The 23,524-nt window shown below is 53.5% G+C and carries 22 protein-coding genes; 15 read left to right on the top strand and 7 right to left on the bottom strand.

Annotation, left to right across the window (positions count from 1 at the left end; all coding sequences use genetic code 11):
* Positions 1-23: 23 nt before the first annotated feature.
* From VIJ98_RS01615 to VIJ98_RS01640, 6 genes are all read left to right on the top strand, one after another.
* The gene (locus VIJ98_RS01615; RefSeq protein ID WP_008109951.1) at positions 24-515 is read left to right on the top strand and encodes an Lrp/AsnC family transcriptional regulator; all 492 of its coding nucleotides are present in this window, start codon (positions 24-26) and stop codon (positions 513-515) included.
* Between the two features lie 228 nt (positions 516-743).
* A complete protein-coding gene (locus tag VIJ98_RS01620) occupies positions 744-1,358 on the top strand; it encodes a YitT family protein (RefSeq protein ID WP_008109953.1) in 615 nt (204 codons plus the stop codon).
* Positions 1,359-1,406: 48 nt separating this feature from the next.
* Positions 1,407-2,600, top strand: a complete 1,194-nt coding sequence (locus VIJ98_RS01625) for an amino acid aminotransferase (protein WP_008109955.1) — start codon at positions 1,407-1,409, stop codon at positions 2,598-2,600.
* A gap of 183 nt (positions 2,601-2,783) precedes the next feature.
* Positions 2,784-4,319 carry a catalase gene (locus VIJ98_RS01630; protein ID WP_323271951.1) on the top strand — a complete coding sequence of 512 codons (1,536 nt, stop codon included), beginning with the start codon at positions 2,784-2,786 and terminating at the stop codon, positions 4,317-4,319.
* 108 nt (positions 4,320-4,427) lie between these two features.
* Entirely contained in the window at positions 4,428-4,844 is a 417-nt protein-coding gene (locus VIJ98_RS01635; RefSeq protein WP_061718371.1) for a secondary thiamine-phosphate synthase enzyme YjbQ, read from the top strand.
* 3 nt (positions 4,845-4,847) lie between these two features.
* Complete coding sequence (locus tag VIJ98_RS01640) at positions 4,848-5,198, top strand: MmcQ/YjbR family DNA-binding protein (protein ID WP_008109961.1); 351 nt, start codon at positions 4,848-4,850, stop codon at positions 5,196-5,198.
* A gap of 6 nt (positions 5,199-5,204) precedes the next feature.
* Here the strand turns inward: VIJ98_RS01640 and VIJ98_RS01645 are convergent, their stop codons facing one another.
* Together VIJ98_RS01645 and uvrA are read right to left on the bottom strand one after the other, a co-directional pair.
* Positions 5,205-6,269: an NAD(P)-dependent alcohol dehydrogenase gene (locus VIJ98_RS01645; RefSeq protein WP_061718370.1), complete on the bottom strand. Its 1,065-nt coding sequence runs from the start codon at positions 6,267-6,269 to the stop codon at positions 5,205-5,207.
* Between the two features lie 210 nt (positions 6,270-6,479).
* Positions 6,480-9,308, bottom strand: a complete 2,829-nt coding sequence (uvrA, locus tag VIJ98_RS01650; protein ID WP_008109963.1) for an excinuclease ABC subunit UvrA — start codon at positions 9,306-9,308, stop codon at positions 6,480-6,482.
* Between the two features lie 222 nt (positions 9,309-9,530).
* Between uvrA and ssb1 the strand changes: the two genes are divergently transcribed.
* A complete protein-coding gene (gene ssb1, locus VIJ98_RS01655) occupies positions 9,531-10,085 on the top strand; it encodes a single-stranded DNA-binding protein SSB1 (RefSeq protein ID WP_008109965.1) in 555 nt (184 codons plus the stop codon).
* A 100-nt stretch (positions 10,086-10,185) separates the two neighbouring features.
* On the opposite strand, the gene VIJ98_RS01660 is transcribed toward ssb1, so the two are convergent.
* Complete coding sequence (locus VIJ98_RS01660) at positions 10,186-10,713, bottom strand: isochorismatase family protein (RefSeq protein WP_008109967.1); 528 nt, start codon at positions 10,711-10,713, stop codon at positions 10,186-10,188.
* Positions 10,714-10,836: 123 nt separating this feature from the next.
* On the opposite strand from VIJ98_RS01660, the gene VIJ98_RS01665 reads away from it, so the two are divergent.
* Positions 10,837-11,667, top strand: coding sequence for an AraC family transcriptional regulator (locus VIJ98_RS01665; RefSeq protein ID WP_323271953.1), 831 nt, complete (start codon positions 10,837-10,839; stop codon positions 11,665-11,667).
* A 72-nt stretch (positions 11,668-11,739) separates the two neighbouring features.
* On the top strand, positions 11,740-12,693 hold the full coding sequence (locus VIJ98_RS01670) for a DMT family transporter (RefSeq protein ID WP_323271955.1): 954 nt from the start codon (positions 11,740-11,742) through the stop codon (positions 12,691-12,693).
* A gap of 932 nt (positions 12,694-13,625) precedes the next feature.
* Here the strand turns inward: VIJ98_RS01670 and VIJ98_RS01675 are convergent.
* Positions 13,626-14,021, bottom strand: coding sequence for an IS3 family transposase (locus tag VIJ98_RS01675; RefSeq protein ID WP_008109970.1), 396 nt, complete (start codon positions 14,019-14,021; stop codon positions 13,626-13,628).
* A 526-nt stretch (positions 14,022-14,547) separates the two neighbouring features.
* Here VIJ98_RS01675 and VIJ98_RS01680 point away from each other — a divergent pair.
* Both VIJ98_RS01680 and VIJ98_RS01685 read left to right on the top strand, forming a co-directional pair.
* Complete coding sequence (locus VIJ98_RS01680) at positions 14,548-15,804, top strand: polysaccharide biosynthesis C-terminal domain-containing protein (RefSeq protein ID WP_323271958.1); 1,257 nt, start codon at positions 14,548-14,550, stop codon at positions 15,802-15,804.
* Positions 15,805-15,812: 8 nt separating this feature from the next.
* On the top strand, positions 15,813-16,763 hold the full coding sequence (locus VIJ98_RS01685) for an ATP-grasp fold amidoligase family protein (protein WP_008109972.1): 951 nt from the start codon (positions 15,813-15,815) through the stop codon (positions 16,761-16,763).
* 56 nt (positions 16,764-16,819) lie between these two features.
* Here the strand turns inward: VIJ98_RS01685 and VIJ98_RS01690 are convergent, their stop codons facing one another.
* Positions 16,820-17,101, bottom strand: a complete 282-nt coding sequence (locus VIJ98_RS01690) for a YjcB family protein (protein ID WP_008109973.1) — start codon at positions 17,099-17,101, stop codon at positions 16,820-16,822.
* Positions 17,102-17,355: 254 nt separating this feature from the next.
* Positions 17,356-17,787, bottom strand: a complete 432-nt coding sequence (gene soxS / locus VIJ98_RS01695; protein WP_036649992.1) for a superoxide response transcriptional regulator SoxS — start codon at positions 17,785-17,787, stop codon at positions 17,356-17,358.
* A 98-nt stretch (positions 17,788-17,885) separates the two neighbouring features.
* On the opposite strand from soxS, the gene soxR reads away from it, so the two are divergent.
* From soxR to VIJ98_RS01715, 4 genes are all read left to right on the top strand, one after another.
* Positions 17,886-18,362, top strand: coding sequence for a redox-sensitive transcriptional activator SoxR (soxR, locus tag VIJ98_RS01700; RefSeq protein ID WP_008109977.1), 477 nt, complete (start codon positions 17,886-17,888; stop codon positions 18,360-18,362).
* Between the two features lie 43 nt (positions 18,363-18,405).
* On the top strand, positions 18,406-19,071 hold the full coding sequence (locus tag VIJ98_RS01705) for a glutathione S-transferase family protein (RefSeq protein WP_154154704.1): 666 nt from the start codon (positions 18,406-18,408) through the stop codon (positions 19,069-19,071).
* A gap of 258 nt (positions 19,072-19,329) precedes the next feature.
* Entirely contained in the window at positions 19,330-20,679 is a 1,350-nt protein-coding gene (locus VIJ98_RS01710; protein ID WP_061718363.1) for an NCS2 family permease, read from the top strand.
* Positions 20,680-20,818: 139 nt separating this feature from the next.
* Positions 20,819-22,468, top strand: a complete 1,650-nt coding sequence (locus tag VIJ98_RS01715) for a Na+/H+ antiporter (protein ID WP_008109982.1) — start codon at positions 20,819-20,821, stop codon at positions 22,466-22,468.
* Positions 22,469-22,537: 69 nt separating this feature from the next.
* On the opposite strand, the gene VIJ98_RS01720 is transcribed toward VIJ98_RS01715, so the two are convergent.
* The gene (locus tag VIJ98_RS01720) at positions 22,538-23,440 is read right to left on the bottom strand and encodes a LysR family transcriptional regulator (protein WP_008109983.1); all 903 of its coding nucleotides are present in this window, start codon (positions 23,438-23,440) and stop codon (positions 22,538-22,540) included.
* Positions 23,441-23,524 lie beyond the last annotated feature (84 nt).

Consider the following 23,524-nt stretch of genomic DNA (forward strand, 5'->3'; position numbering starts at 1 on the left):
CCTTATTTCGCTGTGGAAACAGAATGACTCAGGTAGACGATCACGACCTTAAGATATTGACATTATTACAATCTAACGGACGCCTCACCAACCAGGAACTCAGTGATTTAGTCGGACTTTCGGCATCGCAATGTTCACGCCGCCGCATCAATCTTGAGCAGGCCAATCTCATTCTCGGCTATCACGCGCGCCTCTCGCCCGATGCGGTGGGCCTTGGCATGGTGGGATTAATTGAAGTGCGATTGAAAAACCACACGCCCGATTATGAAGAGAGTTTTCATCGCATGGTGGAAGAAGAAGCCGCCATCGTCGATGCCTTTAAAACCACTGGCGATGCAGATTATCTGCTGAAAGTGGCGGTGGCCGATCTGGCGTCATTGAGCGCGTTGATCAGCCAGTTAGTGGCTGGTCATCAAAGCGTGGCACATGTGAAAACGTCCGTGGTATTGAGCCGTTTAAAAGAGAACGGTTTGATGATGATCCCGCAGCACAAAACGCGCCAAAAAAGTGCGTGATGTGCTAATCTGGTGCAATTATTGCCTTAATAATGCAAAAAACGCGCACCAGAAAACAGATTTGTGCATGGGTTGATGGTTTGAGTCTCAATTGATGCACAAAAACCTGCAATAAAGCGCCTTAGTTATCAATTGGATAATCGCTGGCACCCATCGGCGGCGCGCATACGTCGCCGATGTGGTGCGTTTTTTGCATTTGAACCGCATCATTTGCAATGAGATTAACCCATGGATAACGTTGTTCAACCCACCAAAGTTCCCCATTCGCTGATTGAAGATGCGCTGGCAATAGTGCTCGGCACGCTGATGGTCTCTTTCGGCGTCATTATGCTGAAACAGGCTGGCGCACTGACCGGCAGTTCAGCGGGTATTGCCTTCTTAATCAGCTATTTGTCGCCGCTCTCCTTTGGTAGCGCCTTCTTCCTGATCAACCTGCCATTTTACTGGCTGGCCGTGCGCCGCATGGGCTGGGAATTTACCCTGAAAACCTTCTGCGCCGTTGGCCTGGTGTCGCTGTTCACCCATTTGCATCCGCTGTTTGTGCATTTTTCTGCGCTAAATCCGTTTTATGCGACACTGTTCGGTAACGTGGTGATGGGCATTGGGTTTATAGTGTTGTTCCGTCACAAAGCCAGCCTCGGCGGCATCAATATTTTGGCGCTCTGGCTGCAGGACCGCATCGGTCTGCGTGCCGGAAAACTGCAAATGGCGGTTGATACCTGCGTGGTATTAGCGTCGCTGTTTGTGGTGTCGTTACCGATGCTGTTTGCTTCAATCGCGGGCGCGGTGATCCTCAATCTCATCATCGCAATGAATCATCGTCCCGGCCGTTACATGGTTTGATGACGCATCTTTACCTCTTATTTCTGACCAATCATGGAGATCTGCACCGTGTTTCAAAACGTTGATGCCTATGCCGGCGATCCGATTCTGTCGTTGATGGAAACCTTCAAACAAGATCCGCGCGATAACAAAGTAAACCTGAGCATTGGTCTCTATTACAACGAAGCGGGCATCATTCCTCAGCTGCAGGCGGTTGCCGCAGCAGAAGAGCGCCTGCAGGCGCAGCCGCATCAGGCGTCGCTGTATCTGCCGATGGAAGGTCTGAACGCTTACCGTAACGCCATTGCACCGTTGCTGTTCGGTAAACAACATCCGATGCTGCAAGCGGGCCGTATTGCGTCCATCCAGACCTTAGGTGGCTCAGGTGCGCTGAAAGTCGGTGCTGATTTCCTTAAGCGTTACTTCCCAGCGTCAAACGTGTGGGTGAGCGATCCAACGTGGGAAAACCATATCGCAATCTTCAACGGTGCGGGCTTCGATGTAGAGACTTATCCGTGGTACGACGCAGAAACCAACGGCGTGAAGTTTGATGCGTTCATCGCCAAGCTGAAAACCTTGCCGAAACAATCCATCGTTCTGCTGCATCCGTGCTGCCACAACCCAACCGGCGCCGATCTGACCAACGCGCAGTGGGACGAGACTACCGAAGTGCTGAAAGCGCAGGAGCTGATTCCGTTCCTCGATATCGCTTATCAGGGCTTTGGTGCGGGCATGGAAGCGGATGCTTATGCCATTCGCGCCATTGCGGCTGCCGGCTTGCCAGCGCTGGTGAGCAACTCGTTCTCCAAGATCTTTTCGCTGTACGGCGAGCGTGTTGGCGGCTTGTCCATTGTCTGCGACAGCGCGGAGGAGTCTGCTCGTGTGCTGGGTCAACTGAAAGCGACCGTGCGTCGCAACTATTCCAGCCCGCCAAACTTTGGTGCGCAGGTGGTTTCCTGCGTGCTGAACGACGAAGCGCTGCTGAATAACTGGCTGGCAGAAGTGGAAGCGATGCGTCTGCGCATTATCGAAATGCGCCAGGCGCTGGTGAATGTGTTGAGCACCAAGCTGCCGGGTCAAAACTTTGATTACCTGCTGAAACAGCGCGGTATGTTCAGCTACACCGGTCTGAGCGCGCAGCAGGTTGATCGTCTGCGCGATGAGTTCGGCGTCTACCTGATTGCCAGCGGCCGCATGTGCGTTGCCGGTCTGAACAGCCGTAACGTCAACCAGGTTGCTGAGGCGTTTGCCGCAGTGATGTAAGCCAGAATTTATGATTAAAAAACCGTCGGCGCAGGCTGGCGGTTTTTTTTTAACTTATTTGTTAAGGATAATCGAGACTGGTCTTGTTAGGGCTTAACTCCTTGAATGTAAAGATTCTCCAGCCTGAAAAAAGGCTGAGCGCGACATCATAATCGCGAATTTTATGCACAAGGAAGCATGCTCATGACCCTTAAAACCCGTTCTTACCTCATCAAACCTACGGCTATTGCACTTGCGTTAGCTTTCTCTGTTCCGGCTTATAGCACCGAGCTCACGCGCGATAACGGCGCGCCGGTTGGTGATAACCAGAATTCACAAACCGCAGGCGAGCATGGTGCGGTGCTGCTGCAGGACGTGCAGCTGATCCAAAAGCTGCAACGCTTTGACCGTGAACGCATTCCAGAGCGCGTGGTTCACGCACGCGGTACCGGCGCACACGGCGAGTTCCGCGCCAGCAAAGACATCAGTGACTTAACCATTGCCGAAGTGTTCAAACCGGGCAGCGTGACGCCGGTATTTGTGCGCTTCTCCTCCGTAGTGCACAGCAAACATTCTCCGGAAACGCTGCGTGATCCACGCGGTTTTGCCACCAAGTTTTACACCAGTCAGGGCAACTGGGATTTAGTCGGCAACAACCTGCCGGTGTTCTTCATCCGTGACGCAATTAAATTCCCGGACATGGTGCACGCGTTTAAGCCCGATCCACGTACCAACCTTGGCAACGACGCCCGCACTTTTGATTTCTTCTCACATGTACCAGAAGCAACGCACGGCCTGACCATGTTGTTCTCCAACATGGGTACGCCAGCAAACTATCGTCAGATGGATGGCAACAGCGTGCACGCCTATAAGTTCGTCAACGCGAAAGGCGAAGTGCACTATGTGAAGTTCCACTGGAAGACCCTGCAAGGCGAAAAGAACCTCGATCCAGGTGAAGTGGCGGCAATTCAAAGCGGCACCTTCAGCCACATGACCGAGGATTTAGTGGCATCGATCAACAACAAAGCCTTCCCGAAATGGGATCTCTATATTCAAACCATTAAAGCCAGCGATCTGGATAAATTCGATTTCAACCCGCTGGACGCCACCAAAATCTGGCCGGGTATCGCTGAAGTGAAAGTGGGGAAGATGGAACTGAACCGCAACGTGGATAACTTCTTCCAGGAAACCGAGCAGGTAGCGATGGCGCCATCGAATCTGGTGCCGGGCATTGAGCCATCAGAAGACCGTCTGCTGCAGGGCCGTTTGTTCTCCTACGCCGATACCCAGATGCACCGCTTGGGCGCCAATGGCCTGACGTTGCCGGTCAACGCGCCGCGCGTGCCGGTGAGTAACGGGAATCAGGATGGCGCGATGAACAGCGGTAAAGCTGACGATCATGGCGTCAACTATCAGCCAAGCCGTATCTATCCGCGTGAAGAGCTGCAGAGCGCACGTTATAGTCACAGCCCGCTGAGCGGCACTACGCAGCAGGCTATGATCGCTAAAACGCAGAACTTTAAGCAGGCGGGCGATCTGTATCGTTCCTTTAACGACAAAGAGAAAACCGATCTGATCAATTCTCTGGGCGGCGCGCTGAAAGGTGTGGATGTGCAGAGCCGCGCCATTATGCTGTCGTACTTCTACAAAGCCGATAAAGAGTACGGCGAGCGCCTTGCTGCTATCACCAAAGATGATGTGGGCAGCATCAAAACCATGGCTGCTAAGCTGAGCGACTAACCTTCAGGCGGCAGACTTCACGCTCTGCCGCTTTTTCCTCTCTTCAGGGTTTACCTTTCGCCGACATGCTGCACACTTAAACGGTGTGATTACTTATAGGATTCTGGCATGTGGCATCAACAAACGCTTACGCTTGGCGCCAAAGCGCGCGGCTTTCATCTGATTACCGACGAGATTGTCGGCCAGCTTCACGGCTTATCCGATGTGCGCGTCGGCCAATTGCATCTTCTGCTGCAACACACATCGGCGTCTCTAACGCTAAATGAGAATTGCGATCCCACTGTGCGCAGCGATATGGAGCAGCATTTCTTACGCCATGTTCCGGAAAGTGCGCCTTATCAGCACGACTACGAAGGGGCCGACGACATGCCCGCACACATCAAATCGTCGCTACTCGGCGTTTCGCTCCTGATTCCGGTCAACCGTGGTCGCCTGATGTTAGGCACATGGCAGGGAATCTGGTTGGGTGAACATCGGGTGCAGGGCGGTGCGCGGCGTATCGTGGCGACCTTACAAGGGGAATAAAACATGAACACATCGGATTTACTGACGTATTGCATGAGCAAGCCGGGCGCGGAACAAAGCTTTAAAGAGTGCTGGCAGGCGACGCAGATTAAAAGTGAAGGCGTGCTGTTTGCCATGCTTTATGAGGTAAAAGGGCGTCCGGCTTTGTCGCTGAAAGCAACGCCTGCACTAGCGGAATTATTACGTGAGGAGCATAACGATGTGTTTCCCAGCGAGCACTTAAACAAGTCGCACTGGAGCACGTTGTGGCTGGATGGTTCGCTGAAGGATTCGCAGATTTACTATCTGGTGGATGCTTCCTGGCAACAGGCTGACGCCACGCGTGAAGCGGGCGTCAACCATGATGACCACTGAGGCGAATTAAGCCGCAGATTCCTCGCGCAGGGTATTGATATCAATCACGAAGCGGTATTTCACGTCGCTTTTTAGCATACGTTCGTAGGCTTCGTTGATTTGATTCATCGCGATCAGTTCGATATCTGAAGTGATACCGTGCTCGCCGCAGAAATCCAGCATCTCCTGGGTTTCCGCGATGCCGCCAATCAGTGAACCGGCGATGCTACGACGTTTGAAGATCAGGTTGAAGACCTGCGGTGCCGGGTGATCGTGCTCCGGTGCGCCGACCAGCGTCATGTTGCCATCACGCTTCAGCAGGGCGATGAACGGGTTGAGATCGTGCTGCGCCGCAACGGTGTTCAGAATGAAGTCAAAGCTGTTGGTGTGCGCTGCCATTTGATCGGCATCTTTCGAGATCACCACTTCATCCGCGCCAAGGCGTTTACCATCTTCAATTTTTGACGGTGACGTGGTGAACAGCACCACATGTGCGCCCATCGCATGAGCCAGTTTCACGCCCATGTGACCGAGGCCGCCCAAACCGACGATACCGACTTTTTTACCCGGACCAACATTCCAGTGGCGCAGCGGCGAGTAAGTGGTGATACCGGCACACAGCAGCGGCGCAACGCCCGCCAGATCGAGATTCTCTGGAACGCGCAGCACGAAGCTTTCATCTACTACCATGCTGGTGGAGTAACCGCCGTAGGTGATGGCTTTGGTTTCACGGTCTTCACCGTTATAAGTGCCAACGAAGCCATTTTCGCAATACTGCTCCAGCCCTTCCTGACAGCTTGGACAGCTGCGGCACGAATCAACCATACAACCAACGCCCACCAAATCACCCACTTTGTAGTTGTGAGTGTGCGCGCCAACGGCAGTGACGCGACCCACGATTTCGTGGCCCGGCACTACAGGGAAAATGGTGTTGCGCCATTCGTTGCGCGCGGTATGCAGGTCAGAGTGGCAGACGCCGCAGTACAACACTTCAATCTGCACATCATGAGCGCGCAGTTCGCGTGGCTTAAAGTCGAACGGGGCGAGTTTTGCTTTCGCGTCCTGTGCGGCATAGGCATGCGTAATATTCATGGTGTCTCCAGTAGGATGTGTCGTGAGTTTTATGCGGGATCCCGTAAGGGATAAAAGGCGCGTGAATCACGCCAAAAGGAACGCTGTAAGGATAGTCAGCAGGATGGAATGCGTATATGCCTGAAGTTGTCTGATTCTTGCCTGTTCCTGCATTTCGTTGCGGAATTCGGCAGAAAAAATCAGGCCCGCAATGGCGGGCCTGGGAGAAAATTACTTCTTCAACATTGGCTTAAGGAAACGTGCCGTGTGTGATTTTTCACACTCCGCCACCGTTTCTGGCGTACCGGATACCAGGATTTCACCGCCGCCGCTGCCGCCTTCCGGGCCGAGATCGACAATCCAGTCTGCGGTTTTCACCACGTCGAGGTTGTGCTCAATCACCACGATGGTGTTGCCCTGATCGCGCAGCTGATGCAGCACTTCCAGCAGTTGCTGAATATCCGCAAAGTGCAGGCCGGTGGTCGGCTCATCAAGGATATAGAGCGTTTGGCCGGTGCCGCGTTTTGAGAGCTCACGCGCCAGCTTGACGCGCTGCGCTTCACCGCCCGAGAGCGTGGTCGCCGACTGACCGAGGCGGATATACGACAGGCCAACATCGATCAGCGTTTGCAGCTTACGCGCCAGCGCCGGCACCGCATCAAAGAACTCGCGCGCTTCTTCGATGGTCATATCCAGCACTTCGTGGATGCTCTTGCCTTTGTATTTGATCTCCAGCGTTTCGCGGTTATAGCGTTTGCCTTTGCACTGATCGCACGGCACGTAGATGTCCGGCAGAAAGTGCATTTCTACCTTGATCACGCCATCGCCCTGACAGGCTTCGCAGCGTCCGCCGCGCACGTTGAAGCTGAAGCGGCCCGGATTGTAGCCGCGTGAACGCGCTTCCGGTACACCGGCGAACAGCTCACGTACCGGCGTGAAAATGCCGGTATAGGTCGCGGGATTCGAACGCGGCGTACGGCCAATCGGGCTCTGATCGATATCGATCACTTTATCGAAATGTTCCAGACCGGCGATCTCACGATACGGCGCGGCTTCGATGGTGGTAGCGCCATTGAGCTGGCGCTGCGCAATCGGGAACAGCGTATCGTTGATCAGCGTTGATTTACCCGATCCGGACACGCCGGTGATACAGGTAAACAAGCCGACCGGAATCGTCAGCGTGACATCTTTGAGGTTGTTACCGCGCGCACCGGTCAGTTTCAGCACTTTGGCTGGATCGCCTTTGACGCGCTGTTTAGGGATCGCAATCTCACGTTTGCCGCTGAGGAACTGGCCAGTGAGGGAATTTTCATTCGCCATGATCGCGTGCACATCGCCTTCGGCAACCACCTGACCACCGTGCACGCCAGCGCCCGGACCGATATCGATCACGTGGTCAGCGGCACGAATCGCATCCTCATCGTGCTCCACCACAATCACGGTATTACCGAGATCGCGCAGGTGAATCAGCGTGCCGAGAAGGCGTTCGTTATCGCGCTGATGCAGGCCGATGGAGGGTTCATCCAGCACGTACATCACGCCAACCAAACCGGCACCAATCTGGCTGGCCAGACGAATACGCTGCGCTTCACCGCCGGACAGCGTTTCCGCCGAGCGTGACATCGACAGGTAATTCAAGCCGACGTTAACCAGGAAGCTCAGGCGATCGCCAATCTCCTTAAGGATTTTTTCCGCGATCTGCGCACGCTGACCACTCAGCTTCATGTTGGCGAAGAAATCCATCGCATGGCCGATGCTCATTTCTGAGATGGTTGGCAGGTTGGTGTCTTCGACAAACACATGGCGCGCTTCACGACGCAGACGAGTGCCTTCACAGCTGGCACAGGCGCGGTTGCTGATAAATTTCGCCAGCTCTTCACGCACCGCGTTGGATTCCGTCTCTTTATAACGGCGCTCCATGTTGTGCAGCACGCCTTCAAACGGATGGCGGCGCACTGAGGTGTCACCGCGATCGTTGATGTATTTGAATTCGATATTCTCTTTGCCGGAACCGTACAGAATCACATTGCGCGCGTTGTCGCTCAGGCTGTTGAACGGAGCTTCGACATCGAATTGCAGATGCTCAGCCAGCGAGCGCAGCATCTGGAAATAGTAGAAGTTACGGCGATCCCAGCCGCGAATGGCGCCGCCCGCCAGCGACAGCTCGGGATTTTGCACCACACGATCGGGATCGAAATATTGCTGCACGCCCAGGCCATCACAGGTCGGGCAGGCACCGGCCGGATTGTTGAACGAGAACAGGCGCGGTTCGAGTTCACGCATGCTGTAGCCACAAATCGGACAGGCAAAGTTGGCCGAGAACAGCATCTCTTCGGCGCTGGTATCATCCATATCGGCGACGATCGCCGTACCACCGCTCAGTTCCAGCGTGGTTTCGAAGGATTCGGCAAGACGCGTTGCCAGATCGTCGCGCACGCGGAAGCGGTCAATCACCACTTCGATGGTGTGCTTCTTCTGTAACTCCAGCTTCGGCGGATCCGACAGGTCGCACACTTCACCATCGATACGCGCACGGATATAGCCCTGCGCGGCGAGGTTTTCCAGCGTTTTGGTGTGTTCGCCTTTGCGATCTTTCACCACTGGCGCCAGCAGCATTAGACGACGTCCTTCTTCCTGCGACAGCACCTGATCAACCATCTGGCTCACGGTTTGCGCCGCCAGTGGAACGTCGTGATCCGGACAGCGCGGCTCACCCACGCGTGCAAACAGCAGGCGCAGATAGTCATGAATTTCAGTAATGGTGCCGACGGTGGAACGCGGGTTATGCGAAGTCGATTTCTGCTCAATGGAGATGGCGGGCGACAGACCTTCAATATGGTCAACGTCCGGTTTCTCCATTAATGAAAGAAACTGGCGCGCATAGGCCGAAAGCGACTCGACATAGCGACGCTGGCCTTCCGCATACAGCGTATCAAACGCCAGTGAAGACTTACCGGAACCTGACAGACCGGTGACCACAATGAGCTTATCGCGAGGGATGATCAGGTTGATGTTCTTCAAATTATGGGTGCGAGCACCGCGGACTTCGATCTTATCCATTCACCTTTCCCGGATTGAACAACACTCGCCATGCCTTGCCAGCACGACCAGCAGAAACGGTCCATTATGGCACAAAAAATAAACTGAATAAATATCCAGTGTTTTTGCTATTGTGTCCGCCGATAAATTTTGGAATCCCGCTCTAAAGTGGGCACACGCCAATGTGACGTGATACAATTTTTCGCTTAGACTTTTAGCATCAACTCATCGGGAGACAGCAACATGGCCAGTCGTGGCGTAAACAAAGTGATTCTAGTCGGGAATCTGGGTCAGGATCCGGAAGTGCGCTACATGCCAAATGGTGGCGCGGTAGCCAACATTACGCTGGCCACGTCAGAAAGCTGGCGCGACAAAACAACCGGTGAAAACAAAGAGATCACTGAATGGCACCGCGTTGTGCTGTTCGGCAAGCTGGCGGAAGTGGCTGGCGAATACCTGCGTAAAGGTTCTCAGGTTTACATCGAAGGCCAGCTGCGTACCCGCAAATGGACCGATCAGGCCGGCCAGGAAAAATACACCACTGAAGTGGTAGTTAACGTTGGCGGCACCATGCAGATGCTGGGCGGACGTCAGCAGGGCGCGAACGCAGGTGGTGCACCTTCGGGCGGCCAGGGCGGCGGCAATAACAACGGTTGGGGCCAGCCACAGCAGCCACAACAGCAGCCGCAGGGCGGTGGTAACCAGTTCAGCGGTGGTGCGCAACAGCGTCCACAGCAGCAGAGCGCACCAGCCAACAACGAACCGCCAATGGATTTTGACGACGATATTCCGTTCTGATTATCTGCCTGAGCAATCTCAGGCCTGACGTTATCGAACCCAGAAATGCCATTCCGCGAGGAGTGGCATTTTTTTATCTGCAGCCGAACAAGTTGCAGCCTTAATGCGGTCGCCATTCCCGCAATAACGCTTCCGTCTCACGCACCAGCACCGGATTGCCTGGCATAATTAAATCGGCCCACACTTCGTTGTGCTGATTGATCTGCTGCTGCGCGGAAACATACGTGCGGTCGGCGGTGGTATGCGCATCGGCGGCGACGGTGATGTGATAGCCGAGGCTGGCGCCGACTTTGATGGTGGTATCAACACAGTAATCGGTCGCGCAGCCGCAAATGACGAAGTTTTTAATGCCCAGTTGGTCGAGTTGAGCGGCAAGATCGGTTTGCCAGAAGCTATCGCAAGCGGTCTTATTGATGAAGATGCCGTTGGCTGGCTGCTGCAACTCGGGCACAATCGCCCAACCAACTGAATCAACTTCTAAACCTGGCCCAACGTGCTGGATGAAAATCACCTGATCGGCCGCAGCGGTTAATTGATTGATCCGCTCGCAGCGTCCGGCACGATCAAAACGCGGCGTTGCCAGCACGCCATTTTGCATATCCACCACAACTACGACTCGATTCGCCATTTCACTCTCCTAAGTTTGAAGCCTCAGTGTGGATTGCCGACGCGCAGAGGTAAAGCAATTCACCTTTGCATTTATCGCCACTGCCGCGCATGCTTATAAGCGCTTTTAAATCGGAGGTGTGTTGTGAAGGTGGTTCCTGAAATCTTTCCTTGTGAGCAAGATCGTGCGCAGTTTCAGCATTTCGCTGAGCTGCCGGGCATCGAGCTGTATCAGGCGCACATCTCCCGCTACGCTTTTGAACCCCATACCCATGAAGCCTTTGGCATCGGCACAATTGAGTCCGGCGCCCAGCGTTTTCGCTATCGCGGCGCCAATTACACCGCGCCACAGCATTCGTTAGTCATGATGAATCCCGACGAACTTCATACAGGTGAATCTGCCTGCGACGAAGGCTGGCGATATCGCATGATCTATATCGATCCGCGGGAAATGGATCGTCTGACTGGCGATCGTGATTGGTGGTTCACCGATGCACTGCGCACCGATGCGCGGCTGGCACAGCCGTTTTCGCAATTGCTGGCGCAGATGTGGCAGGCGGAAACTACGCTGGAGCGCGAAAGCATTTTGCTCGAACTACTGGAGTTGATGCGTCCACTGGCGCGTCAGGGACAGCAGCGACCTAACGAAGGGGCGCATCGCTTTGATGCGGTGAGAGACTATTTGCGTGAAAACCTCGCCGAACCGGTGCGGCTTGAAGAACTTGCTGCGCTGGCATCACTGTCGCCGTGGCATTTCCTGCGCAGTTTCAAACAGCACTTCCACGTTACACCACATCAAATGCTGATGGCTTTTCGTCTGTTCGCCGCGAAACAGCAGCTGGCGCGCGGCGACAGTGCGGCAACCGTTGCGGCATCGGTCGGCCTTACCGATCAGGCCCATCTCACCCGCGCCTTCGCGCATCGCTACGGCATCACGCCGGGCCGCTATCAAAAACAAGTGTTCCCTTCACGCTAACCGCAATCTGCTACAAGCCTTTCGCCTCCGCCTGCGTCACACTGCAGCGGAATGCATATAAAGGAAGAGTTTATGTTTGCTGGAATACTGTTTGCGCTGGCAGCGGGACTGATGTGGGGATTGATCTTTGTGGGTCCGCTGCTGATACCGGATTATCCGGGCACTTTGCAATCGGCCGGACGCTACGTCGCCTTTGGATTGGTGGTGTTGCCGCTGGCCTGGCTGGATCGCCGTCGTTTGCGTCAGCTGGCGCGCAAGGATTGGATTGAAGCGCTGAAGCTGTCGCTGATTGGCAATTTACTCTATTACGCGTTTCTCGCCAGCGCGATTCAACGCACCGGCGCGCCCATTTCGACCATGATTATCGGCACCTTGCCGGTGGTGATTACCGTGACGGCTAATCTCTGTTATGGCCATCTTGAAGGGCGCTTGCCGTGGCGCAAACTGACGCCGGCTTTGCTGATTATTGCCGCAGGCCTGGCTTCCGTGAATGCCGCCGAACTTCAGACGCAAGGTCCCGATTTTGATTGGTCGCGCTATCTCACCGGTTTAGGGTTAGCGGTTCTGGCGGTGGCATGCTGGACATGGTATCCGCTGCGTAATGGTTTATGGTTACGCGCGCATCCCCAGCACAAGCCATCCAGCTGGGCGACAGCACAAGGTTTGGTGACGCTGCCGCTGGCGATAGTGTTCTATCTATTGGTCTGCGTGCAACTCCACTGGCAGCAACCTGCGTTTGCTCTGCCCTTCGGGCCGCAGCCGCAACGCTTTCTATTATTAATGTTAGGTATCGGGCTGATCTGCTCATGGCTGGGCACACTCTGCTGGAATGCTGCCAGCCAGCGCGTGCCGACAGTGATAATGGGGCCGTTGATTGTGTTCGAAACCTTAGCCGGATTGCTGTGGACATTCCTGTGGCGACAAAGCTGGCCGCCGCTGTTAACTGCTGTCGGCATCGGATGTCTGATTGTCGGCGTAATCTACGCGATGCGCATTAAACCGCAACCGCATATCACAGCGGTATAATTCATCAATGAGCGCTGCTGAAAAATCATTTCGGCAGCGTACTCCGCTGTATTTTAAGAATTTGACTAACCCCTTTCACACCTCTAATCCCACTTTCTGACGCTGACTAGGCCGTCGATATAACTTTTCGGCTAATTTCAGCCGCTTTTTCAGCCCTGATTTGTCATAAACAGACATGCCGCTGCGTCCCGCGCGACAGTGTTTGGCCGTATTAAGGCGCACTAAACCTTCATTAATCCACGTTCTTCCTGGCTATAGCAGGCCCTAAAGCGGAAAAAACCGGCGCGTTAAGGCGGAAAAACATGCATCTAACCTACCGTTTATTGCCGTTTGGCACTGAAGATTGGCACTCGAAAGCCACTTTTTGCTTAAGGGAATAGGGCGATGTTAAGAAAGATTCCATTAACCGTTGGCAAAAAACCATTAAGCGTAACGATGAATAGGGTGCAGTAATTTAACTTATCTCCCGCTTTTTGGCTGTTATTGTTTAGGCTAGATAACCTTTCTTATCAGGATTATTCCTGGCGGCATGATGAGAAATTATGGTCTACGCGCGTCAACCGAATGATGAAAGAATCCAGGAGTAGATCCAGTTAAAAACAGAGGTTATGTGTGAGCGGTTACACGGCGTTGTTCATTAATGCTTAACAGAATTGTCTGCATTCAGGGCTGATGATTAATGTTGGTAAAGTAATAATTGAAGCGCCAATCTCACCGAAATGAGATTGGACTTCGTTTGAATGGCTTGAATAGAGAGACTTTTGCTGATGTGAATCTATTTTACCGCAAAAAAGGAAGCAATTCCGCGATGGTATTCATCAGGAAAAATTGGAGCGAATTTTTATGTTGTGAACGCCGTATTAAATGATCTTCATATCTTCTGGTAAGAACAAATCTCAGCATTAAGTCAAATAACATCGGCCTTAATGGTGTTAGCGATTATCTGTTCCTGCAGGATAATGATAAACGCTGCGGCTAATATCCAGTAAACGGCAGCTACGACGGGTACCTATGTCGAATGTCGTTTGCAGAAAGTTAACCGCCTGACGCTTTTCATTCGTGGTAAAGAAGTTTTTCAATACGCTTTGCAGCATCTCTTTATCGGAACTCAGAGATTGCAGTTCACGCGTGAGGTTAAGAAGCTGATCTTCCAACTCCTTGATTTTGCGACCTTCCTCGGAAGAGAGCCCAGAAAACTTCTTCTTCCAGCTATAGAAAGTGGCCTCGGAAATGCCAAGCTCCTCACAAATCTCCCTGACTTTCACTCCCGTTTCAGAAGCTTTAATGGCATTTGTGATTTGCTCTTCGCTATATCGTGACTTTCTCATAAATGCTATTACCTTTCTTATCAATTAGTGGATGAGAATTACTGTATTAATATCTGGCACTGCAAAAACACTATTAATTCAGTATTAAAGTGCGCGATTTGAATTGCGAGGGTTAAATTAAGATATTTAGAAGAAATATCATCATGGGATAAATCTTATTTTATTCCGAATGGCATTGAACGCCTTCCTGGCTTTAGGTTTTTGATATAAATTCTCTCCATCCCAAATGCAGAAAAATACTACATTCATTGGAAAATCGGCATAAACCACTTGCAGAAATGTCAGGGTGTGCCAGTAAACCTTTGCTTAGAATTTAAGCTGAAATCGTTTACATCCACCGAGTTTCGCACCGGATATAATCGGAATTTTCCTGAATATAATTCCTAATTGCTGACGCGAGTCTCATTTTTCGGACCAGTTTGGTTTGAAGTTAATAAATTAAGTCAGGCCCACTGAGCGCTTGTTAATTCATTTCAAGGACGTTGTACCGAAAGTTGTTGTAGTTCGTAATACTAAGGATCAGTCAATGAAATTGAGCGTAATGTCTAATGCCGCCTGGATGATGTCTGAAAAGATCGTCTCCGTGTTCGGCGTCATATTTGTGACCTCCTACGTGGCAAAATCCTTTGGTCCAACCATCTTTGGCCAAATGGCGTTTTCGACCTCGCTGTTTTCCATGGTGCAAACCGTGGCGATTTTCGGTACGGAAACCATCCTGTTTAAACGTATCAGTAAGAGTGCGCCGAAAGGGCTGCGCCTGATGACCGTAGCGCGCAACATGCGCATGGTTTTGCTGTTGCTGACATCGCTGCCCGTCTTGATTTGGGTCTGGTACAACATGCAGGAAAACTTCCTCGCTTTTGCACTGGCCTCGTTTATCTCTTCGGTTTTCGTGACGCAGGACACCTTCAGTGTCTACAACAATGCGCGCTTAGCGTCGCGACTGAATACCATCGCCAACTCAGTCGGTTTGCTGCTGGGCTTCAGCTTAAGTTTTGCCATTGCCTGGCTGCACCTCAATCCGCTGTGGCTGACCGTATCGATTATCGCCGTCACGCTGGTGCCGTATGTGATTAAGCGTTTTAACTTTTACCGCGAAAATCAGGACGTGGCGCCGCCGCAGGATAAGCGCAACACCTATCTGCGCTATTTGCTGTATGCCGGATTACCGCTTGCCATCTCCAGCATCTTTATCTCGGTGCAGGTGAAAGCGGCACAGATGTTCCTGGCGGGCATCGCCTCGGCGCGCGATCTCGGGCTGTTCGCCGCCGCCAATACCATTTCGGCCTCCTGGATTTTTATCCCGGTCGCCATCATCACTTCCTGCTTTTCGGAAATCTTCCGCGAGCGTGGAGAAGCCGCCATCAAGCTGACAGCACGGCTTAATGGTTATGTCATGGGTGTTTCATTGTTGTTGTTAGCGGTGATCGCGATGTACGGCGAAAAAATCATCATCGCTTTATATGGTCACGAGTACACACAGTCAGGAAGTCTCATTACGTTGTTGTCGTTAGCGACCTGCTTTTCGGCGATGGGGACCGTAGCGTATCGCTACATGGTCAAAGAAGGCGGGTTTAATTATCTGTTGAAGAAAATTGTTTGCCTGATGGTGATCAGCTTGCCGCTGTCGTGGTGGCTGATCCAGGGCTACGGCATCATGGGTGCCGCATGGAGCGTTTTCATCTCAGAATTGCTGTCTCTTACCGTAATGAATTACTTCTTCAAAAACGGCGTCATCCAAAAAATCCAGGTTTCCTCACTCAACTACAAAACCTACAAATGAGGTCAGATATGCTCAAGTTGAAAGATGAACTCAGAAGAAGCGTGCAGTACTTCATCAAGAAGATGCCCTGGGCATACCAGGATCGTATCTACTATTTTCATAAGTTCCGCAAACTACCCAATTTGCGTGAGCCGAAAGTGTTTAACGAGAAGGTGCTGTACCGCAAATTCATCCATGGCGATTATCAGATGTATGGTCGTCTGTCGGACAAATATTCGGTGCGCGAATATATCGCCGAGAAAGTGGGCAGCGAATACCTGATCCCGCTGGTGTACGAGACCAGCGATCCCAGCTCTTTGCACACGCTGCCGAGCTGGAAAAATACCGTCATCAAGCCGAATCACGCCTCTAACATGGTAGAGATCCTGCTGGAAGAGCCGGATGCGCTGAAGAAGCAGCAGATTATTAGCGATTGCCATCGCTGGCTGAAGACCGATTTCGCCAACGAAGCGCGTGAGATTCACTATCGCTACATCAAGCCACGCATTCTGGTGGAGCAGTACATTGGCGATGGTAAATCGGCGCCGATTGACTACAAGTTCCACATGTTCAACAAGCGCGACGGCAGCTTTGAGTATGTGTTGCAGGTGATCTACAACCGCTGCAATCCGCTGTTGTCGATGAACTTTTACGTCAACAACCTCAACGAGGCGTATCACAAAATTCGTGATACCGGCCTGGACGTGACGCCACAAATGGCCTCGTTGCAGCACGCGTTGGCGTTGAGTAAAAAGCTGGCGAGTGATTTCGATTATGTGCGCGTGGATTGGTACATTGATAAAGAGCAGATCTACTTCGGCGAGTTGACCTTTACGCCAGGCGCGGGTTTGGTGACCGGTCTGGATCGCGGGCTCAATCAGATGATGGGTGATATGTGGATTCAGGATCGTCGCGGTACGAAGATACCGGGCATCACGGTGACGGAAGTAACCATTCCGGCCGTATTGAAGAAAATTTAAGTATCACACAGCAAAATAAAAAACCCCGCTTCGGCGGGGTTTTTTATTGGCTGCGATTAAGGCATTGGCCAATCAGTTGGCGTCTGGCTCATCACTTCAATAAAGGCGTTTTTGGAGATTTCCATAAAGTTATGCAGATTTTCCATGCTCAGCGTGATACCGAGCAGGCCAGTAACAAACCAGCAGGACATGCCTACGCCGATGCCACCGCACAGCAGTGCCATCACGTGATGACTGTTCTGACGCAGTCGAATTTTCATGGTGCTGGCGAAGAACATCATTACCGCACTCAGGAGTTCCCAGCGCATAACAATCAAACTGGTGGTTAAGGTGGCCATCTGCAAAAACCTCTTAGAATCAGTGATATCCCCGACATTCAATCGACATCACTGGCGGCGAAGAAGGAAGGTCAGGGAAGTCCTTCAGGCCGTCTTACTGAATACAGGAAAGTGTGACTTGGCTCACATTATATCACTCGATTTTAAATTTTGAACAAAATTTATACCTGGTATGGTAGAAAGATTTTTATCGAACTGGAGGTAAAAGCAGGCAGGAAAAGCGAGGTGCGCCCGCAAGGGGCGCGCAGAAAAGGTTAGCTAACCGGGCAGCACTCGCCGGTTGTACGCTGGGCAAAACTGGTCATGTTGTTGTCTGCACAGTCAAAACTGAGCAAGCGCGGACGCTGAATCATCGCCTGACGACGCATAGTGTGACGATAAGCGGTTGGCGTTTGCGAGAACTGACGGCGGAACACGCGCGAAAAGGTCTGCTGCGAGTCATAACCGTATTGCATCGCGATATCGAACACCGGACGCTGAGTTTGACGCAGCGCTTCAGCGGCCAGCGTCAGACGACGTTCGCGAATATAGCCACCCAGCGTTTGTTTCGTGACGGCACGGAACATACGCTGCAGGTGCCATTTTGAGTAACCTGATTTTGCCGCGACTTCATCAATAGACAGCGCTTTATCCAGATTCTGATCGATCCAGTTGGACAGCGAATGAATGATTTCCTGTTGCATCATAGCCTCATCCTTCTGATGTTTTTTGCCTGGTGAGAAATTCGAAGTTTTGCTGGGGTGCGAGTATAATTCCTCAAGTTAACTTGAGGTAAAGGCCCTAAATGAAAAAAGAACGCAATTACCCGAAGCCGGTTTTAACGCCGGGCGAAGTGGCGAAGCGCAGCGGCGTGGCGGTGTCGGCGCTGCACTTTTATGAGACCAAAGGATTGATTTTCAGCTCGCGCAACGGCGGCAATCAACGCCGCTACAGCCGTGACGTGCTGCGTCGCGTAGCTATCATCAAAATCGCACAACGCATTGGCATTCCGCTGGCGACGGTGAGCGACAGCCTGACGCATGTGCCGGCCAATAAGCGCATGTCGACGCAGGAGTGGGACGCGCTGACGCAACACTGGCGCGAGGAGCTGGATAAACGCATCGAAACCCTGACGCGCTTGCGTAACGATCTGGATGGCTGCATTGGCTGCGGCTGTTTATCGATGCGCGATTGCCCGCTGCGCAATCCGGGTGACCGCCTGGGCGAGCAAGGTTCGGGCGCGGTGCTACTCGATCCGGAACAAGACGAGCAAAAACGTTAATCGACTATACTTGGCGGAACACTTTTACCGGCAAGGAAACCGTATGATCACCGTTCACCATCTGGAAAACTCCCGCTCGCATCGCGTGTTATGGCTACTGGAAGAGCTCGCGGTGCCTTACCAAATCAAACGCTATCAACGTGAAAACACTCTGCTGGCCCCCGATTCCTTAAAGAAAGTGCATCCGCTAGGGAAATCACCGGTGATTACCGACGGCAATCGCGTGATTGCCGAGTCAGGCGCGATTCTCGAATACCTGCAACTCAAATACGACAGCGAGCATCAGTTGGCGTTGAGTCATGAAGATGAACAGATTCAGGCGCGTTACTGGCTGCATTACGCGGAAGGATCGCTGATGCCGCTGCTGGTAATGAAGCTGGTGTTTGCGCAGTTTGGCAAAAAGCCGGTGCCGTGGCTGCTGCGTCCGGCTGGCATCGCATTGAGTAAAGGGATTCAGAAAGCCTGGCTGAACAAGCAGCTGGCATTGCACGGCAGCGTGATTGAAGAACATCTCACGCAGCATCCATTTTTTGCCGGTTCACGTTTTAGCATCGCCGACGTGCAGATGAGCTTCCCGCTGCTGGCACTGCAGTTACGTGGTTCGCTGCGCGATACGCCCGCCACCGCCCGCTGGCTGGAAACCATGCAGCAGCGCGCTGCCTGGCAACGTGCGATTCAGCAGGGTGGCGCGATTCAATTGCAGAGTTGATTGCGGCAAGGTCGCCATGAATGGCGACCCTACGGGGCGGATGCCTGAATTTATCCTGTCATGCCCGCGATTAGTAGTTGAAAACCCCATGGCAAACGCCAGATAATCGTTTGCCTTTTTTCCGCGTCCCCTTTTACGGCCTGGAATACGCGGCGACGTAAACGTTTGCCTGGATTTTCATCATGAAAATCCGCCATCAGGGAACAGCAAACGTGCGCCGCGCGGCGACTCACATCACAAAAATATTGAGGAAGAATTATGTCTGGCGAATCGCGCCCGGCCAGTGGAAAACTGGACGCCTGGTTCAATATCTCTGCACGCGGCAGCAGCGTGCGTCAGGAAGTATTGGCGGGTCTGACAACGTTTCTGGCGATGGTGTATTCCGTCATCGTGGTGCCCGGCATGCTGGGCAAAGCGGGCTTCTCGCCAACAGCGGTGTTCGTCGCTACCTGTTTAGTCGCCAGTTTTGGCTCGATTATCATGGGCTTGTGGGCCAACCTGCCAATGGCGATTGGTTGCGCCATCTCGCTGACCGCCTTCACCGCTTTCAGCCTGGTACTTGGCCAGCACATCAGCGTACCGGTGGCGCTTGGCGCAGTGTTCCTGATGGGCTTACTGTTCACGCTGATTTCGGTCACCGGCATCCGCGCATGGATTCTGCGTAATTTGCCGATGGGCGTGGCGCACGGAACCGGTGTCGGTATCGGCTTGTTCCTGCTGCTGATCGCCGCTGACGGCATTGGTTTGGTGGTGAAAAACCCGGCTGCGGGCTTGCCGGTGGCGCTGGGTCAGTTCGCGTCATTTCCGGTGATCATGTCGCTGGTCGGCCTGGCAGCGATTTTCGGTCTGGAAAAACGCCGCGTGCCTGGCGGCATTCTGCTGACCATCATCACCATCTCGATTCTTGGCCTGATTTTCGATCCGGCGGTGACCTATCAAGGTCTGTTCGCCATGCCGAGCCTGAAGGATGCCAACGGGCAATCGGCGATGTTTAGCCTTGATATCATGGGTGCGCTGCAACCTGTGGTGCTGCCGAGCGTGCTGGCGCTGGTGATGACTGCAGTCTTTGATGCCACCGGCACCATTCGCGCGGTAGCGGGGCAGGCGAATCTGCTGGATAAAGAGGGGCAGATCATCAACGGCGGTCGTGCGCTGACCACCGATTCCGTCAGCAGCCTGTTCGCTGGTCTGGTCGGCGCTTCGCCGGCTGCGGTTTACATCGAATCTGCGGCAGGAACGGCGGCGGGCGGTAAAACCGGTCTGACGGCGATTGTGGTGGGTTTGCTGTTCCTGGTGATTCTGTTTATGTCGCCGCTGGCCTATCTGGTTCCCGCTTACGCGACGGCACCAGCATTGATGTACGTTGGCCTGCTGATGCTGAGCAACGTGGCAAAAATCGACTTCAACGATTTCGTTGATGCGATGTCTGGCTTGCTGACCGCAGTGTTCATCGTGCTGACCTGCAACATCGTCACCGGCATCATGCTCGGCTTCGCTTCACTGGTGATTGGTCGTTTGTTTGCTGGCGAGTGGCGCAAGTTGAACGTTGGCACCGTGGTGATTGCTGTCGCGCTGGTGGCGTTCTATGCCGGTGGCTGGGCCATCTGACTTTAAAGCGAATAAATTTCGAGATTATTCTCTTTCTGCCCCACGCCGCACATCGGGTTGCCCCGCTGTGCGGCGTTTTGTTTTACACTTTCCCACGCAACAACATCGCTTTAATGAAATTGATTCGCCTAAGGAAAGCATGGAAATCTTCTTTACTATTCTCATCATGACGCTGGTGGTTTCACTCTCCAGCGTGGCGGCACGTATTCTGCCGTTTCAAATTCCCCTGCCGCTGGTACAAATTGCCGCCGGTGCACTGCTCGCGTTTCCCGTCTTCGGCCTGCATGTCGATTTTGATCCGGAGCTGTTCCTCGTGCTGTTCATTCCGCCGCTGCTGTTCGCGGATGGCTGGAAAACGCCGATTAACGAGTTCCTGCATCACGGTCGCGAAATCATGGGGCTGGCGCTGGTTCTGGTGCTGATCACCGTGGTCGGGATTGGCTACCTGATTTACTGGCTGGTGCCGGGGATTCCGCTGATTCCCGCTTTTGCGCTGGCGGCGGTGCTGTCGCCAACCGATGCCGTGGCGCTGTCCGGCATTGTCGGTGAAGGGCGCATCCCGAAAAAAATCATGTCGATTGTGCAGGGTGAAGCCCTGATGAACGACGCATCAGGTCTGGTATCGCTGAAGTTTGCCGTCGCGGTGGCGATGGGCACCATGGTGTTTACGTGGGGCGGCGCCAGCGTCGAGTTTCTCAAAGTGGCGGTTGGCGGTTTGGTTGCTGGTGTGGCGATATGCTGGCTGTATGGCCGCTCACTGCGTTTGCTGAGCCGCTGGAGCGGTGATGACCCGGCAACACAAACCGTGCTGCTGCTGCTGTTACCGTTCGCCTCGTACCTGATTGCGGAACACCTTGGCGTGTCGGGCATCCTCGCCGCCGTCGCCGCCGGTATGACCATCACGCGTTCTGGCATTATCCGTCAGGCACCGCTGGCGATGCGTCTGCGTGCAAACAGCGTATGGCAGATGCTGGAGTTCGTGTTCAACGGCATGGTGTTCCTGATGCTCGGCCTGCAACTGCCTGACATCCTTTCCACCTCGATTGCACAGGCCAATGCCGATCCTAACGTGGAACTGTGGATGCTGTTTACCGACGTTCTGTTGGTGTACGCCGCGCTGATGGTAGTGCGTTTCGGTTGGTTGTGGATCATGAAGCGCACCAGTATGCGTCTGCTGAAGAAGAAGCCGCTGGAGTTTACCAACTACTCGCTGCGTGAACTGCTGATTGCCTCTTTTGCCGGCGTACGCGGCGCCATCACGCTAGCCGGTGTGCTGTCGATTCCGCTGTTCCTCAGCAACGGCGATCCGTTCCCGGCACGCTACGAATTGGTGTTCATCGCTACCGGCGTGATTTTGGTGTCGCTGCTGGTTGGTGTGGTGATCTTGCCGATTCTGCTGCGTGATGTAGAAAGTATCGATAAGGTCGGCCATCGGCGTGAGATTCAGTTTGCGCGTGCTGCGATGGCGGGCGTGGCGATTGAGAGTCTGCATAAAATGGAGCAGCGCCTCGAAACCGACACCGAAGAGAACATCGATCCTGAATTGCTGAAAGAGGTCAGCTTGCGGGTGATTGGTAATCTGCGTCGCCGCGCGGAGGGCAAAAACGATATCGAACAGGCGCAATTTGCCGAAAACCTCGAACGTCGTTTCCGCCTCAATGCGCTGCGTGCTGAGCGTGCCGAGGTTTATCATCTGCGCGCCACGCAGGAGATCTCCAACGAGACGATGCAGAAACTGCTGCACGATCTCGATCTGCTGGAAGCGCTGTTAATCGAGAAAGAGGAATAGCAGCCAGCCACACAAACGTAGGGTCGCCATTCATGGCGACCGATCTACATTAATGCGCTGCGGCCGTTTTCACACTGACAGCCGCGGCGCACTATCCGGCCAGTGCTCACGACAACACTCAATCCACGCCTCGGCGCTACGCGACAGATAACTGCCTTCCCGCCAAATCAACCCTAAGCTCCACTGCAGCTCCGATTCCAGCGGCAGCCACAGCAGCGATTGTTTATCCAGCCGCTGACAAATGGGCTCCGGCAGAATCGCCAATCCCATGCCCGCCTGTACCATCGCGGCGAGAAAATCCCACTGCGCGCTGCGCAGCGCAATAGTCGGCGTCAGGTTCTGGCGTTGAAACGCTTTGCGGATCTGGCGATTCAGCGCGAACTCTTCATTGAGGATCAGCAGCGGATGTTCGGCTAACTCCGCCAAAGCCACTTTACGGTGATTGCGCCATTGTTCAGTGCGGGGCAGCAGCACGCACAGCGGATGGTGCATCAACTCCAGCGTGTTGAGCGGCAGTTCTGACTCAATCGGCAGCGCGGTGAGGGCGATATCCAGCGCGCCACTCAGCACCGCTTGCTGCGCGGTTAAGCCGCCAAACTCGGATATTTTCAGCTGTACGCCCGGATAACGGCGGCGAAAGGCGGAGATCGATCCGGCCATCTGCATGCCGACCATCGGCGGAATCCCCAGCCGCAGCTCGCCGGTTTTCAGCTGGTTGATATCACCCAACTGCGCCTCAAGCTGATGAAACTCCTGCAAAATCACCAATCCGCGCTGGTAAACCGCCTGGCCGCTATCAGTAAGATGCAGTTTGCGGCCTTCACGCAGCAGCAAGGTGCAGCCGAGCTCCTCTTCCAGCTGACGCAACATTTTGCTGATGGTCGGCTGCGTCACGAACAGCTTCTCTGCGGCGCGGGTGAAGCTTTGCTGACGCACCACTTCTGTGAAATAGCGCAGGGCGCGCACGTCCATAAACATTCCTTTTTGGCATAGTTTGAATGATTTTAATTCATTTCTTTCACAGTTTGCGGCGGATTTATACTGGGCACCTCAATT

The sequence above is a fragment of the Pantoea sp. S18 genome, from assembly GCF_045689705.1.
GTDB lineage: Bacteria > Pseudomonadota > Gammaproteobacteria > Enterobacterales > Enterobacteriaceae > Pantoea > Pantoea symbiotica.

Coding starts and splice junctions, on each gene's coding strand:
- VIJ98_RS01615 (WP_008109951.1), top strand. CDS start 24: ATGACTCAGGTAGACGATCACGACCTTAAGATATTGACATTATTACAA.
- VIJ98_RS01620 (WP_008109953.1), top strand. CDS start 744: ATGGATAACGTTGTTCAACCCACCAAAGTTCCCCATTCGCTGATTGAA.
- VIJ98_RS01630 (WP_323271951.1), top strand. CDS start 2,784: ATGACCCTTAAAACCCGTTCTTACCTCATCAAACCTACGGCTATTGCA.
- VIJ98_RS01635 (WP_061718371.1), top strand. CDS start 4,428: ATGTGGCATCAACAAACGCTTACGCTTGGCGCCAAAGCGCGCGGCTTT.
- VIJ98_RS01640 (WP_008109961.1), top strand. CDS start 4,848: ATGAACACATCGGATTTACTGACGTATTGCATGAGCAAGCCGGGCGCG.
- VIJ98_RS01645 (WP_061718370.1), bottom strand. CDS start 6,269: ATGAATATTACGCATGCCTATGCCGCACAGGACGCGAAAGCAAAACTC.
- uvrA (WP_008109963.1), bottom strand. CDS start 9,308: ATGGATAAGATCGAAGTCCGCGGTGCTCGCACCCATAATTTGAAGAAC.
- ssb1 (WP_008109965.1), top strand. CDS start 9,531: ATGGCCAGTCGTGGCGTAAACAAAGTGATTCTAGTCGGGAATCTGGGT.
- VIJ98_RS01660 (WP_008109967.1), bottom strand. CDS start 10,713: ATGGCGAATCGAGTCGTAGTTGTGGTGGATATGCAAAATGGCGTGCTG.
- VIJ98_RS01670 (WP_323271955.1), top strand. CDS start 11,740: ATGTTTGCTGGAATACTGTTTGCGCTGGCAGCGGGACTGATGTGGGGA.
- VIJ98_RS01675 (WP_008109970.1), bottom strand. CDS start 14,021: ATGAGAAAGTCACGATATAGCGAAGAGCAAATCACAAATGCCATTAAA.
- VIJ98_RS01680 (WP_323271958.1), top strand. CDS start 14,548: ATGAAATTGAGCGTAATGTCTAATGCCGCCTGGATGATGTCTGAAAAG.
- VIJ98_RS01685 (WP_008109972.1), top strand. CDS start 15,813: ATGCTCAAGTTGAAAGATGAACTCAGAAGAAGCGTGCAGTACTTCATC.
- VIJ98_RS01690 (WP_008109973.1), bottom strand. CDS start 17,101: ATGGCCACCTTAACCACCAGTTTGATTGTTATGCGCTGGGAACTCCTG.
- soxS (WP_036649992.1), bottom strand. CDS start 17,787: ATGATGCAACAGGAAATCATTCATTCGCTGTCCAACTGGATCGATCAG.
- soxR (WP_008109977.1), top strand. CDS start 17,886: ATGAAAAAAGAACGCAATTACCCGAAGCCGGTTTTAACGCCGGGCGAA.
- VIJ98_RS01705 (WP_154154704.1), top strand. CDS start 18,406: ATGATCACCGTTCACCATCTGGAAAACTCCCGCTCGCATCGCGTGTTA.
- VIJ98_RS01710 (WP_061718363.1), top strand. CDS start 19,330: ATGTCTGGCGAATCGCGCCCGGCCAGTGGAAAACTGGACGCCTGGTTC.
- VIJ98_RS01715 (WP_008109982.1), top strand. CDS start 20,819: ATGGAAATCTTCTTTACTATTCTCATCATGACGCTGGTGGTTTCACTC.
- VIJ98_RS01720 (WP_008109983.1), bottom strand. CDS start 23,440: ATGGACGTGCGCGCCCTGCGCTATTTCACAGAAGTGGTGCGTCAGCAA.